Raw genomic sequence first — 14,119 nt, 5'->3', positions numbered from 1 at the left:
TATACAGTAGTTTTCATGGGATTTATACAGTGTTTTTATGAAGAGAGATATTGCACTCAATTTGGCTAGTGCAACATAGCTTCTAGACATAGTTCGGTATATTGATTCTGCGTTTCCATCAAGAAGCTGTATTCGTCCTCGTCTATATCCAAAATCGGTGGAGAGTCTTCAAACACCGCTTTCCAATACGCTCTACGTTCTTGATGCCGAGTGAATGCGCTGTGATAGTGCGCATCTGCTTTTTCCTTAAGATCTCTCATATCAATATCACGGCACTCCATTGACCAACCTCTAGCGCCAGCAGCCCAGAATAGAAAGTCATCCAGCTTAGAACTAGACTCTCCCCCCTCAAACGTTATCGAGAAACGGTTCCCAGAAGAGACATGAACCCCGCGTTCACGAATCTGCTTGTTAACAATTTCAGCTTGCTTTTCTAACCTGATTATCCTGGATTGCATCTTATCCGTGAGTTCTTTCGGTTTTCCTTGTTGAACTGCTATCGATTTAGCTTTAATGGTTTGGGCTTTAGCAGCAATTAACTTTGATGCCTTTCTCTTTAAAGGCTTTTTCCATTGTTCCAGCTTGTATCCCAATTCTTTGATCACTGCAGTCATGTTTCCTGCCTCAAATGAAGCCAAACATTCCCACTTTGGAGCTCGAGTGCATTTGGAAATATTGTAGCGATTACCTTTTATCAACCCTTGCTCAGCATCCCCGCCTTTTGCGGCATAGCCGACAGCTTTAATAATGTAAGAACCTGCAGCTTTTGGTTTCTTAATTCGTTCAAGCTTTGCGAAACCATGCCCCCATATTTTTTCGAGCCGTTTTGCCCAAGCACTAAAAAGCCTAGGTTCCACATTCCATTTGAGGAGTACATGCACATGCGGATTGGGCTCTCCATCTTCGTTGGCCGGACATTCAGCGACCCAAATATAGTGAAAATCTAAAGGCTTCATCGTTGGACCAACATCGCTGGGTTTACCAATATGGTCTGGTACTTTCTCCAATTTCAGATCGCAGTAACTTTGCCCGCTATCGGTATCATTTTGTATCGTGTGGTCGGCTACCCACCCTCTTTGATACATTTTTTTGCAAGCATCAAGAAAACGAGAGACCTCTTTCCCCATTGTTGTTTCACTCGTTTTATCAAGAGTGAATTCACTGACTGGTTTATCCTCCAACCGGCAATAATCGCCAGCGATATCGCCGGTCATGTTCATTAGCTTCGTTCGAGGACGATTTTTGTATGGGACAGTTGAATATGGACCAGCAATATTCATCACGGGTAAAGCTACTCTTTTTTCCCTTGAGTTACTTGAATACGTCACCATGTTTCTTCGATAACGGATAGGGTGTCTAGCACCCAGCCCACCAAGTTCAGATTCGTCTGCCATACCCCCAAAAATTGCTAGACGTTGAGCCTTTGTAAATGTAAGTGTCAGGAACGTGGTAAAGCCCTCGTTGCAAACAGCAGAGTACGCTGCACTTTCAAAAATTTGTGTTACTGCCCTCTTGGTAAGTTTATCGGTATATCTATCACCATTGTTTGCAGCAGGCGCTTTACTCGCAGGAGTTTGAGTAATGTGCTGAATTCGATATTGATTGAAACACTTGCGTTGCTGAAGTTGCACCGAGGTAGGGATAACTTTCGGTTCACATAGATTAACTTTGCCCTTGTCACGCAAAACAGCTGATATGTTTCGCTCTGTAGAACCATAGAGCGAGTCATGATTGAAATATGACTCTGGGCTTTGCAAAACTTCCGACGGCTTTAATACCTTGTCTAGCAGTCGCAGAGTGCGGCGATTTCGCTCTATTCTATGCCGATATTTTTCTGTCGGACTTTTGCGCCCTTTGACTAGCCTATTGTCTTCGGCGATTCTCGCCGCCGCTTCGCGGTCGTGTTCGGAGCGATGGTTGAGCGCTTTATAAAGATCGGTCGACTTTTCAAGCTCAACTTCTCGTTTAGATTTTTGATTCAAGACCCGGTCGTAAATCGGAATTTTCTTTACTAACCCCGAATCTAGAAGCGCTTGCTCTTGGTCGGTGTAAATTTTGGATACTAAAAAACCAGCGTTATAGCTGGCATCGTTTCTACGGATTTTATCGAGGGGCATCACAGCCCCTACACTATAAAGAAGATCATTCAATTCCATACATTAACACTCATCCAAGAAGTCTTTTGATTTACGGGTAACCTTCGATTGAGTTTGAATCGACTCGTCATCGGAAAATAAAGTGCCTAGCAGTGTTTTAGGGGCGGCTTTTAATACTTCACTCATAATTCAGCCAACTCCTGTGTATCCATTATCATATGACCACCGGTATGATTACCTTTGATGATCACACCATTCATAACATGCCGGCAGTTAAACAACTTACAAGCTGTATCTATGGCCGGCTCTAATGAATCAAACTCACCAAGCACTACACTCTTAACTTCATTAGTTTCATCATGGCGAATGACCCCGCCCCCGTTGTTTAGTGCCACTGCAACATAGTTCAACATCAAGAGACCTCCAAGGTTGGATAGCCATGGAGTGGTTCACAGTCTCGCCACCACATTTGCATAGTCGCGTTTTGGTTAACGCTTTTGGTACAAGCAGAAACAAAAAAGAGTGCACGAATTGCACCTAAAGCTTGATGATGCATAGCGGTATCTGTTGACTGGTTGAACACCACTACCCAAAACACCCACCAAGCCGTTATGAAGTCTTCAAGGCACAGCCCCTGTTCTGTGCCATTCACATTCACCAACATAGCTCGTGTAGAATCGAGCTGAAGCATTGCACCTTGGTTAGAATCAATATCATTGAAGACTCGAATGAACTGCTCAATTTTGCGAGTGGTAAAACCTTCACTACGAAGGCCATGTTCTAAATCATTACGAAATACAGTGATTGTACTCATGCTTCCACCTCTGTAAGACCTGCTAAATATTGGTTAGCTTCTCCAATAAAAAGTTGAGCATCTTCGACTGTCATTTGAGAATCAGACGTTGTTACACCAGCTTCACGCATGATGTCGTAGCCCGCCTCGATACAATCACACGTCTCTTGCAATCGGTCTCGTAGATACTCAATCAATTGCCTCTCTCTAGAGTTAGTTCCTTGCTTCATATTCACGCCCCTACTTTTGACAAACAAAATTGTTCGAATTGATACAGTGCCTCATCATCAAACCGACCTAAGTCACGGAGGCCGAGCATTTCAAGAAACAGATGACGGTTACTCATATCTAGGTTCGCCCAATGGTGAAGTTGTGAAACTTGCTCAATTGAACCGTTGCGGTACCAGCTAGGAAATGAATAACCAAAGAACACACGAGCGCGATCGCATTTCATTGCTTCTTTGATGTCGGCCAGTACTTCTTCTTGCGGGCGGTGGGTAGCGATAGGTTCTTGCTTCTTCGCGATAGCATCTAATTGAATTAACACCTTGTGCTGTTGCTCTTGGTTGCTTGAATTAAAACGTTCAGCGATTTGCTTAAAAGACTGACTAAACAAATGTTCTTCAATGTTACTCATCATCATTTCCTCAAATTTTGGATGTAAAAAACCCTCCCTCTCAAAGCGCAAGAGGGATACAGGGTTTAGGCAAATTGCCTAATGGCTAGGTTGTTTCGGCTTTACTGAGCTAAGACCAACGAGAGAGCACGTCCTGTGCGCTGGCATCAATTCTATGAATCTCTCGTGAGAGACGCTGACGCTCTGTGTTGCTATTAGTATTGGCGTACTGCGCTTGTAGTTCTGCTCTACGTGAACGAAGCGGCTTTAATTTACGTTCGCCAAGTTCTTTTCTTGTTCGTTGTAAAAACGTTAGGCCACGCTCCTTTTGCTCGCGGTTCAGAGACCAACACGGCAAATCAGGACACGGATTTTCTAGAGGTGGTATTGCTTGGTCTGAGTGTTCGATTGTTGCAACTGACATAAAATTTTCCTTTAACTTAAGCCTGGAATTGCCGAACCATTGGCGACCAAATCCGCACTCATAGCTAAGAATGGGGAAACGCCTTTTGTACGGCTCTCTATATCGTTAATTAGAAGCACAAGGTTGCTGATACCTGCTTGTGCTTTTTGAATGATGATGTGCTTGTTTGTACGACTAAGGCGATCTTTGCCTGCATGCTCTAAAGCCATACGAGAAAGGTCGCCAGAGTGCATTGCGTTTTCCAATGCACGTTTAATGAACGTTTCTTCGCTCGCATCATGAGGGATCTGTGCTGTCACCACGCCAAGGCCAAGCAAAAGGCTATTAAGAATCGTGTAGTTGCCACTCGCTTTAGTTATCAGCACCAGTTCAACGTTAGTTAGAATGTGCGGCTGCTCAGGGTTGAGCTTGTTGCGCAGCATAGTGGCATTCATACCTACCTCTTTTGCTAACTTGGTCATGTTCTCCGAGTTCGCAAATGCACAACACGCTTCGTTAAATGCCTTTTGTTTAGAGCCACGGAATTCGCACATTGAGTCAATTTCGTTCATAACCAATACTCAATTGAAGACAAACGGGATGGAAAGGAAACCCCAACCAAGAATATTGAGCCACAGCGGGCAATACTCTTTGGTCGGCATTAGAGAGGATAAATGCATGACGGCCTATCCTAGCTTTTCCATCGTTTCACGAGTCGCCATTTCAACTAAAGCGATCATGTTGATGAGAGGGGTTTCTTTACCTTTTGCTTTAGTTTTAATAGGTAAGCGACCATCGGCTACCCAATCCATGATGGTGCGCTTAGGCATACCAGAGAATTGAGAGTATTGGTCATACGTCATGAAAGGCGTATTTAGGACTACTTGATATGAGAGCATAGTGATATCCTGTTAAGTAATTGAATGTTTTATACGGGAATGATTAGTTGCACCTCATCATTCACCCAACAAGGCGAATATTAGATCGATTATGAGTGATTATCAAGGCTTAGATCGCCCAATTGAGTACCTTAAAGGACGTGAAGTAACTGAGAAATTGAAAGAGATCACTAATTCACGTGATTTCCTTTCACTTGCAGAGGTTCTTGGCGTACCAAAATCAACCATTTCTACTTGGCATCAACGCAAATTAACCCCTTATGAAATAATTATTAGGACTCACTTGAGAACTGGAGCATCTGTTGCTTATATGGCTACAGGTGTAGGTGAAGCTTTTCCTGACGAAAGCACGCAAAAGCATGTTTCCAAGAAGAATGAGGCGAAGACACTGTTTGACATCGACTACTTCACCTTAGTGAACGGAAAGCTTATCGGAAATGAAACGCTAGTTTTTGATAAGAGCTACCTAGACAAACTTGGGGTTCTGAATGTAATGGGCATCGAACACGATGGAACTACATTCATTGTCGACAAAGAAGTTCGCCAGGCGGTTAGCGGCACATACCTAGTCGATATGGACGGCCTACTCTCTCTAAACGAAATCCAGCGCTTACCAGGTAAAAAGCTTGCGATCAGCTTTAACGGCTCGACGATAACAGTCGAAGAAGGTGAGGTAAGAGTTGTAGGTAGAGTGGCGCTAGTGATGGAGAAAGTCTAATGGTTAGTCTCGTTAAACCCAAAGAATTCAAAGAAGCTGGTGAGTCCTTGTTGAAGGAAATAGAACAAGGAGACCATCAAATAGGCTTTGCTGACTCCATTCTTACTAACATCAGAACTGCACTCCAACAAACTAAAGTAAACGGTGGATTAAATGATCTTTATCAAAAACTACTGGATGCTAAGAGTTCTTGTAAAATAGTCCGGAATACAATAAAAGATTCTTCTAACAATCAGCCCAAAAGTCTAGCGAAACTTGATCATATTCTATTAAATTTTAATGATTTGCTTAATGAAGAGATAGACGAACTAGTTCTATTGATCGTCCATAATCAACTCAAAAACAATGCAAATTTGGGACTCAATAAATTTAAAAGAGAGTTACATGATGAACAAGTGAAGCTCAATAAAACAAGAGCTTCACTACAAGAGATTCTGAATGAAATCCATTCCAAGCAAGAAGATTTAAAAGCTTTGGAATCAGATACAGAGCAGAGAGTAATCGAAAAAACACAGCGTTTGCTCGAGGATACACAGCGTTCGATTCAGAATAGAGTAGATGATGGAAACGAAACAATCCGTGCTACACTCCAATCTGTGCGTGATGAACTAGATATTCGAGCAAACCGAGCAGAAAACCAGATAAACAATCTAATTTCTAATGCTGAATACAAAAGTAAAATTCACGAATCTGACATCAAAGAGCTGTTCAAAATTCATGAAAAAGAGTCGACAAATCGAATTGAAGTTAGAATTCAAAATGCAGAAGGCATTGCCACACATCTATCGAAACAAGCAGCTGATGCTAAAGAGCTATATGACGATATAACAAATGAACAAAGAGATTCTTTGTATACATTTATCGAAGAAAGTAAGAAATCTCTCAACGAATCAATTCGAAAGACATCTATTGATGCATCACAAAGAGTGCAGAAGGCTCAAACTGATGCGCAAGATTCATTCAATACATTTTTGAACGAAAATATCACTTCGATTAATGAACGAATTGAATCAAAGGTAAGTGAATATGACGCCTTGAAAGAAAAAATGGAATCTACCTTTCAAGACAAAATTAACGCTCTAGAAACACAATTAAGTATCGTCACGTCTGGAGTAATGGCCGATCAGCATATCAAACAAGCAAATACAGAACGAAAAGTATACTGGGCATTTCAATTGACAGGTTTCGCTTTCATGCTTGCTGCCATTTATGCAGGGTCAGTGTTCTTTAGTGAGCTGACAAACGTCAAGATACCCTTTTTACCAAAACCCGACTTAGTCATCCATATTGACGGGGCCCGCGATAGTGGTGTAGGCCCTATGACACTTATGTTTATGCGACTATCGATGATTATCTTACTTACAGCTCCTGCCCTTTATTTACTAAAAGAAGCAGCTTTGCATCGACATAAAGAAAACCTCTATCGTCAACGTGGTATCCAATTAGCGACAATCTCGCCATACCTCGAAGAGCTTGAGAAAGAAGAACGTGCAATGATTAAGAAAGAACTTGTTAACTCATTTTTTAACTTTCACGATGGTAAAGCTGATACGCAGAATGTACCAGATTTTCTTAGGGACATGAAAGAGGCTGTGGGGATAGCAAAATCACTCAACGGTCAAACAAAGACGGTTTCCCAGCGTTTCAACAGGAAGGCAAAATAGTTTATCCTAAATGATTCTTGAAATAACAATATTGATACTAGTAGGCCTTGTGGTTTTCTTGCAAATACCAGTCGAATATTTTCGATTGGTATTTTCAGGGTCCTGAGTATTTTGGAAACTTATATATTGAAACATGCCACTTTCAAATTAGCATGTGATTAATATAAAATAAATAACATTTGGCTAGATAGTTGAAGCCTATAAAAAGAAACACAATTGTAAATCTATGATTAATGAATTAGAAAATAAAACCAAAAAGCTACACTTAGATAGGCTTAGAGATAAAGAATTTACCCAATCTTACACTGGTACCCTTACTTTAGAAAACCTTAAAAAAATAAACTTCTTAATTGGACCAAACAATTCTGGGAAAAGTCGACTATTAAGGTTCCTTTACACATCTAAGTTAGATAGCAAAGTATTCATCAATGGTGTTTCTTCTAATTATTTTGGTAAGACTTATATACCATTATTACGTGGTCTACGTACACTTCATCATGAAGACCTCTATCTAAGTAGAACAAATGAAGACTACTTTTTCAATAAGGGTTTCAAGGCAGACACCGGTACAGATAAATCAACAAATATATTTACAGGACATACCCTTTTTCAAGAATTAAAGAAAGTCCTAGAATCTGAGAAAGAAGATACTAGCGTTAAAAAATATGAAGATTTCCTATCTGATAACTTCTTTAACGGATTATGCATTACACTATCAACACCAGATGAATATAATGGTAAAGAGAACGATGTAATTCATCTAAAAATAGGAAACAATAAATCATTGCCAATATATGATATTGGGGATGGCATCCAAACAGTGATACTATTAACTCTACAACCATTCTTAGACGATAAGCCTAGAATATTTTTCATCGAAGAACCTGAACAAAATGTTCACGCTGGATTGCAACGTTCTATAATTAAAGCCTTCAGACTGTGTCCACAGCATATTTTCTTCATGACTACCCATTCAAATCATTTCATCGATTTAGCCCTAGATTACAATGACATTTCAATACAATTAGTTGAAAATAATAACGGAGATACTATTGTCAAGTCGACCGATAATTATGGGGATTTATTAGATAGTTTGGGAGTAAGAGCTTCTTCAGTATTACTTGCCAATTGCTCTGTTTGGGTTGAAGGCGTTACAGATAAGCTCTATTTACGGGCTTACTTAAAGAAGTATATCCAAGAACTTAATGAGAAAGGTATGACCGAAAGGGCTAAAAAGCTCAATAGTTACAACGAAAATCTACACTATGTATTTGTTGAGTATCAAGGTAGTAATATTACTCACTGGGCATTTAGCGACGAATGTACACATGTCCAAACTCTGGCAAAAAAATTAAATAAAAATATCTTGGTCATTGCTGACGGAGATATTCGAAACAAAGGCGAACGAGTAGAGAATTTAACTGAAGCTTTAGGTTCCGATCTCGTTTTGTTGGATTGGAAGGAAGTCGAAAACTATATACCTTATGACATTCTCATAGAAACAGCTAAAGCACGATGGAGTACTTTTCAACAACGTTCTGGGTGTTCAATTGAACGTTTTAAAAATATTCGCAGGGATATATTTCAGAACCCAAAACATGGAGTTGGACAAATTTTGGAGCGCTATGTTGATAAGAACGGAACTACTAAAAGACTATTTTACAAGAAAAAATCGGGTACTATCAATGACAAGCTTAAATTCTGTCATACCGCAATAGACTTAATGAATAGTCAAGATTGGAAACTCACACCAGAGTTAACTGCACTATGCGAACGAGTTTGGGCTCATATAGAGAAGCACAATTCATGAACAAATTATTGACCAATACAGGCTCGTTTATCCCTTTAGCGCCAGGTACAGGTAGAATCGCAAACCTACTACGCTTATCGTTACCTTTAAATACAGAGCATGTTCAATCTGCTGTTGAAGAATTCGAAGCTCTTGATGGCAAAGTGACTACTTTTAAGGATTCAACTGATTATGATGTTGTCATTAATGGTAAGACCTACCCTCCAAAGGCTATTTTTGGTTTAGCCTTATCGGAGTTGCTCGATGCACCAGTCCAATCAAAACATTTCGCTGGAGGTAAGACAAGTGAATGCTTTAAAGTGTTCCGAATGCTAGGTTTCGAAATCAGAGAAAAAATCAAAAGAGAAACTGAAACTTTTAACTATTCAAATTTTGAAATTGGGAAGCAGTACTCTAAGTTAGAAGCAATCGACCTCGCTGGAGCAACACCTCCAAAGCAAGTACGTGATATAACTGGTATCACTCGATTCAAAAATTGTGTTGTCCTATTCGTTACCCTAAATAAAGAGGACAAGGAAGACGCCCATAAATACAAAGATTCATTTGTATTAGGTGGTAAACAGTTTCATTGGGAGTCACAAAACGCAAACACCCCATCAACTCCTCATATGGTGATGATCATTAACAAAGAGCCGGTTGTTCTTTTCGCTCGTGTTCATCAAAAAATTAAAGGCAAAACGCAGCCTTTTGTCTATGTCGGCCAACTCAGTTGCATTGACTATAGTTACCCCTTAGACAGTAAAAAGATTCCCGTTGAAGTAATTTTTCAGGTCCTTGATCATCAGCACCCTATGAGTGGCTCTTTAGGTGACTTATATTCGTGGAGCTCGCATGAAGAATTGGAAGCTAATAGAAAAATTGATATTTCAAACGTTGTTCTAACTGAAACCGATGCTCCAAAACCGTCTAATAGAAAAAAGACTCCCAAGAAAAGTACCAAGAGACCAGTCCCAAAAGCTAACAACTGGGCCGACATTGATGAGAGAAATCGCAATCTTGGATTAGCCGGAGAAAAACTCGTTATTGCACATGAAAGGCAACATCTCATTAATATAGGGCTTATCGACCTTGCTGATAAAGTTGAACATGTAGCTAAGAAGGATGACTATGCAGGTTACGACGTGAAGTCATTTGACGATAATGGTAATGAAAAGTTTATTGAGGTTAAAACGACTGACAAAACAATAGGAACTGGCTTTTTCATATCGAGAAATGAAGTGGAAGTTTCTCGCGAACTTGGTGAGCGTTACTGGATTTATCGCGTTTATGACTACAATTCAAAAACCGGTAACGCTAAATTTTACCCAATGAATGGGCCTGTCGATAACCACTTTGATCTAACACCAGAGACATATAAAGCCAAAACGAAATAGCTAAAGCCCTAGACTTTAGGGCCTTAGAATTAGTACCGTTAATCACTTGACGTTAAAAATCAGCGAACACCATGAACATCTACTTTGTAAATACGTGTGATGCTTTAATATAGTTCTCAAATTTAGGCTTTTGTTCAACCTCTACCCTAAAGTACTTAGAAGAAAACCATTCTCCAGTCTGACCTGAGCTTTTCTCTACTTCTGAGTTTAGTTTTTTGTCAGGCTTAGCATTAAATGTTGCATAATAAATTCCCTCACTTGCAACTTCGACATAGAAAGACAATTCTTTCTTTGCGCCAACAAGGAGGTATAAGCTATTGTAGTGTTCTTTTTTCTTTTTCTCGATATTAAAAGGGGCATATATCCGTGGCAAAAACAACTTTTCAAAGACCTGTTTATCTCCATTCTCAACTCTAATCTTGTAGACCGATAAAGGAGTATTTTGCTCGCTCCAGTCTATGAAGATATCTTTAGTTCCTGTGTTTTGAATAGTTACATTAATAATAATGCCAAATTTCCCACTCCCAACCTCGAATGAATTCGGCTGAATGTCAATATTACTGGCATTAGTTCCTTTTATACGCTCTTGAATTTCTCTCAATTGCGCAACGGCAGTGTCTCTTTGATGGAGGACATCAAAAGTATGATACGCCCAAAACCCACCAACCAAAATCGCGAAGCTAATGACAAGGTAATGTAGTTTTTCAGCATTGTTTAGCCACCAACTTACATTTCGATAGTCATGTGTTGGTTCGATAGTTGAGCGAGTTTGTTGCTCTTGATCTTGCACACTGTGGTTATTTGGTTCCATATCTCAAATTCTAAAAAATTGATTCATCTGCTGGGTCTGAATCAGCAGAAGTATCATCTAAAGATATTCCCATACCGTTACCTAAGTTCGACCCTACTGCTTGAGCAAGAGAAACTTGCAGCTCTTCCCTAACAGAAATGATCTCTTCATTGTGGGCAACTTCATCAACTAAGCTAAGAGCGGCATCAATGTCCAAACCTTCTGGGCCTTCTAAGTCACTAGGCTGAGCACTGCCAAATGAAGCTGAGAGTAATGTAGCAAATGCAAGCCTTTTAAAATCTGACCCGGAAAGTTGAACAAATTTATACCCAGGGGACATGAATAAATGTTGTGCCTTCAGACCGTAGACAGCTCTACCAGAATTAACGTAGGAATTAAACTCTTCCAAATTTAATTCTAGATTATTATGACTCGCGAATTCTACGAAGCTCGATAAAACATCAAGTTTATCCAATGTCTGAGACAAAACCGTCAACTGATGATTTGACAAATCATTTTCAGACGCGATGCGTAATGAACAACGAACCTCACCATCAGCAACATATATCGGGTACAACCAGTGATTTAGAGTCCTTATTTGATGCGCTTCTTTAAACTCTGTAATCGTATTCGGTACTCTTAATGTCTTGTCCAAGTTTAAAGGAAGTAGGTCTCTGTCTTTAGCATCGTTCCAATCAACGTCTACTCTAAGGTTATAATCACACTCTTTGCTATCATCTGCCCTGCCTAGTAAAACACTACTTGCGTAATAAGGAGTAGAAGTAACAATACCAACCAAAACTTTGCTTGATTCCTTTAGAGTAATAACAGTATCACCCACACTTACTTCATATAAGAACCTTCGCAATTGCGTTCTAAGCCTTGTTTCTTCACCTCTTTTTCGCTGCGACGCTCCTTGTGACAACCTAGCCGCTGCTGCACCTATTATGTGCTCTTTATTGGCATCCGTAAGAGTGTGTCTATCATCGAAAGCAAAGCTAACATGATTGGCATGTCCAACAGCAACGACATTGTTAAGACGAAACTGTTCGTAGTACTCCCCGCTATTTGTTCCTGCACGAATAAGCCAATAACGTCTAGAATTTGGGATTTGAATGATACTCAAAGTTGCTTGCTCCAAAGTTTGAACTTGAAGGAACTATGATAACACTAGCATGCTTAACTTGTTGCGTATTTGGACGAATAATTACACTTTAATACATTGAAAAGTAAGCATAGTCGAACACTAAAATTTATCGTACTTCGTCGCATTACCCCAACTTTTGTCTACTGGATACTTTTTTTCGTTCAGCATTATTTTGTCCTCTGAAGCTTGCATTAAGTCTATTCCGCTCTTGTCAGCCAATTGTAGGAGATACATAAATACGTCTGCCAACTCCAAACCTATCTCGTATTTTTGTTGCTCAGTAAGGTTTGAGCTTTCTTTTTCACTTAACCACTGGAAATGCTCCAGAACCTCACCGACTTCAGCTGCCAATGCCATAGATAGGTTTTTAGGTGAATGAAATTGTTCCCAATTTCTCTCTTTAGCAAAGGTTGCCAAAGAATCTTGCAGTTGCTTAAGTTCGCTCATTTAGGATCTCCTTTAAACGTTCAACCGATATCCACGGACGACTCCTATGGATAATTCGATGGCAATTAGAACAAAGCAGCGCCAAATCATTCAATTTGGTTTTCTGACCATTTGATTCTGACAGTGGGTTCTTGTGATGACACTCAATATAGTCAGCCCCTCTTTCCCCGTAAGTTTCCTCAAAATCAAAATTGCACGCTTCACAGATAAGTTTAAGATTTGCAGCTTTAACAGCTCGTTTTTTTTCATTTACTAGTTTGGCGTTGCGCTCTCTTACCACATGACGGCGATATACTGGCGTGCCCTCAAATTGCTCTAGGTCGATTTTTTCCGTAGAAGAATAAACCTCGCAGCTATCTCCGCCCAACTCAATCGCTAACCCTTTTCTCATAGTAGAAGTTTGCACTGCTTGTACGAATTCAGTAGAAAAGAATTCATCTCCGAACAGAAGGTTACGGTGTGTTTCAATTACTTCAAAGTGATATCGATTTGGGTAAACGTCATCAGGCCACACTGCTTTGGTATCTATGTAAAAATCTTTAGTTACACGAGCTTTTACCAAAGTTGAGATGGAACCTTTATAATGCTCCGCCCCGACTCTAGGAGCGCCAGGTACAACTTTGCCCAGCTCATCCTTCATAAAAGTTAAATGATGTACAAAATATAAAATGTCATCGACTTTTATATTATGGGTATTAACTGTATTAAATACCTTTTTATGTCCCCAAATACCTTCTCTTAAACCAAGATGAAAGTTGTGTGTTGTTGATTCAGCAACGTATATTACCCAGTTCATTTTTCCCCCACTAGTTAGCTGTGTCAGCTTGTACCGAGACACTGGTAGAATACAACCTTTGCAACTTTACTTCATTAAATCAGATAGATATAAATGAAGATGTTTAAGATGTGAATTAAAAAAGAGTCATCAAAATAACCCAATCACGTTATTTGTCCTATCCTGATCAAACCCTTTTATTTGATGATGTTTAGGCTTCCCTTCAAATAGGAGAATATACAGCCGGCCATCTTTATATGTACCTACCAGGTAGTGATCATTTTGCAAAACATACTCGATTGTTTCTGCTTCATCATCAACACATAGATATTTGATATCTAGAAGCTTTACCTTCTTCAACCCTACAATATTGCCAGCCTCAATGAACCCACCAAACGGTGCACTGACACGACCACCCATCTTTAAAAGTGCAGAAATTGTCCCCTCGTTTTTCTTATTTACACCTATAGGTCCATCACTATTCATCTTAAAAATACTGTACCCGCTAGTGACTTGGATAGATTTGAACATGCCTACTCCAACGAGCTCTCGTAACAATGCAGGCGAAACTACAAAACTTGTACAACT

18 protein-coding genes are annotated in these 14,119 nt (G+C 39.9%); 4 read left to right on the top strand and 14 right to left on the bottom strand.

Features of this window, described 5'->3' with window-relative positions; genetic code table 11:
- Nucleotides 1–65 precede the first annotated feature (65 nt).
- The 9 genes from AC6R05_RS06145 to AC6R05_RS06105 form a co-directional block, all read right to left on the bottom strand.
- Nucleotides 66–2,156 (bottom strand): rolling circle replication-associated protein, encoded by a 2,091-nt coding sequence (locus AC6R05_RS06145; protein WP_500646901.1) that lies wholly within the window; start codon nt 2,154–2,156, stop codon nt 66–68.
- A 3-nt stretch (nt 2,157–2,159) separates the two neighbouring features.
- Nucleotides 2,160–2,282 (bottom strand): hypothetical protein, encoded by a 123-nt coding sequence (locus AC6R05_RS06140; RefSeq protein WP_500646900.1) that lies wholly within the window; start codon nt 2,280–2,282, stop codon nt 2,160–2,162.
- Nucleotides 2,279–2,509 carry a hypothetical protein gene (locus AC6R05_RS06135; protein WP_500646899.1) on the bottom strand — a complete coding sequence of 77 codons (231 nt, stop codon included), beginning with the start codon at nt 2,507–2,509 and terminating at the stop codon, nt 2,279–2,281. The genes AC6R05_RS06140 and AC6R05_RS06135 overlap by 4 nt, the downstream gene beginning before the upstream one ends.
- Entirely contained in the window at nt 2,509–2,910 is a 402-nt protein-coding gene (locus AC6R05_RS06130) for a hypothetical protein (protein WP_500646898.1), read from the bottom strand. The genes AC6R05_RS06135 and AC6R05_RS06130 overlap by 1 nt, the downstream gene beginning before the upstream one ends.
- Nucleotides 2,907–3,119 (bottom strand): hypothetical protein, encoded by a 213-nt coding sequence (locus AC6R05_RS06125; RefSeq protein ID WP_500646897.1) that lies wholly within the window; start codon nt 3,117–3,119, stop codon nt 2,907–2,909. The genes AC6R05_RS06130 and AC6R05_RS06125 overlap by 4 nt, the downstream gene beginning before the upstream one ends.
- Before the next feature lie 2 nt (nt 3,120–3,121).
- A complete protein-coding gene (locus AC6R05_RS06120) occupies nt 3,122–3,526 on the bottom strand; it encodes a hypothetical protein (RefSeq protein WP_500646896.1) in 405 nt (134 codons plus the stop codon).
- A gap of 109 nt (nt 3,527–3,635) precedes the next feature.
- A complete protein-coding gene (locus AC6R05_RS06115) occupies nt 3,636–3,929 on the bottom strand; it encodes a hypothetical protein (protein ID WP_150868707.1) in 294 nt (97 codons plus the stop codon).
- Between the two features lie 11 nt (nt 3,930–3,940).
- A complete protein-coding gene (locus AC6R05_RS06110; RefSeq protein ID WP_500646895.1) occupies nt 3,941–4,480 on the bottom strand; it encodes a phage regulatory CII family protein in 540 nt (179 codons plus the stop codon).
- Between the two features lie 114 nt (nt 4,481–4,594).
- On the bottom strand, nt 4,595–4,807 hold the full coding sequence (locus tag AC6R05_RS06105) for a hypothetical protein (RefSeq protein ID WP_063522797.1): 213 nt from the start codon (nt 4,805–4,807) through the stop codon (nt 4,595–4,597).
- A gap of 91 nt (nt 4,808–4,898) precedes the next feature.
- Here AC6R05_RS06105 and AC6R05_RS06100 point away from each other — a divergent pair, with 91 nt between their 5' ends.
- The 4 genes from AC6R05_RS06100 (at nt 4,899) to AC6R05_RS06085 (ending at nt 10,372) form a co-directional block, all read left to right on the top strand.
- Entirely contained in the window at nt 4,899–5,525 is a 627-nt protein-coding gene (locus AC6R05_RS06100) for a helix-turn-helix domain-containing protein (RefSeq protein WP_500646894.1), read from the top strand.
- Nucleotides 5,525–7,189 carry a hypothetical protein gene (locus AC6R05_RS06095; RefSeq protein WP_500646893.1) on the top strand — a complete coding sequence of 555 codons (1,665 nt, stop codon included), beginning with the start codon at nt 5,525–5,527 and terminating at the stop codon, nt 7,187–7,189. The genes AC6R05_RS06100 and AC6R05_RS06095 overlap by 1 nt, the downstream gene beginning before the upstream one ends.
- Before the next feature lie 226 nt (nt 7,190–7,415).
- A complete protein-coding gene (locus AC6R05_RS06090) occupies nt 7,416–8,999 on the top strand; it encodes an ATP-dependent nuclease (RefSeq protein WP_500646892.1) in 1,584 nt (527 codons plus the stop codon).
- Nucleotides 8,996–10,372 (top strand): DUF3427 domain-containing protein, encoded by a 1,377-nt coding sequence (locus AC6R05_RS06085; protein WP_500646891.1) that lies wholly within the window; start codon nt 8,996–8,998, stop codon nt 10,370–10,372. Before AC6R05_RS06090 ends, AC6R05_RS06085 begins: the two co-directional genes overlap by 4 nt.
- Nucleotides 10,373–10,451: 79 nt before the next feature.
- Here AC6R05_RS06085 and AC6R05_RS06080 read toward each other — a convergent pair whose 3' ends face one another.
- The 5 genes from AC6R05_RS06080 to AC6R05_RS06060 form a co-directional block, all read right to left on the bottom strand.
- Nucleotides 10,452–11,183, bottom strand: coding sequence for a hypothetical protein (locus tag AC6R05_RS06080; RefSeq protein WP_500646890.1), 732 nt, complete (start codon nt 11,181–11,183; stop codon nt 10,452–10,454).
- Between the two features lie 10 nt (nt 11,184–11,193).
- Complete coding sequence (locus AC6R05_RS06075; RefSeq protein ID WP_500646889.1) at nt 11,194–12,288, bottom strand: DUF8426 domain-containing protein; 1,095 nt, start codon at nt 12,286–12,288, stop codon at nt 11,194–11,196.
- 120 nt (nt 12,289–12,408) lie between these two features.
- Entirely contained in the window at nt 12,409–12,756 is a 348-nt protein-coding gene (locus AC6R05_RS06070) for a nucleotide pyrophosphohydrolase (protein ID WP_500646888.1), read from the bottom strand.
- Nucleotides 12,743–13,552 carry an HNH endonuclease gene (locus AC6R05_RS06065; protein ID WP_500646887.1) on the bottom strand — a complete coding sequence of 270 codons (810 nt, stop codon included), beginning with the start codon at nt 13,550–13,552 and terminating at the stop codon, nt 12,743–12,745. Before AC6R05_RS06065 ends, AC6R05_RS06070 begins: the two co-directional genes overlap by 14 nt.
- 129 nt (nt 13,553–13,681) lie before the next feature.
- Nucleotides 13,682–14,062, bottom strand: a complete 381-nt coding sequence (locus AC6R05_RS06060) for a hypothetical protein (RefSeq protein WP_500646886.1) — start codon at nt 14,060–14,062, stop codon at nt 13,682–13,684.
- Nucleotides 14,063–14,119: the final 57 nt, after the last annotated feature.

This window comes from Vibrio sp. R11-SG3-ISO9 (assembly GCF_059834255.1).
Note: the sequence above shows the minus strand (reverse complement) of the source record. Positions and strands in the feature narration are given on the sequence as shown.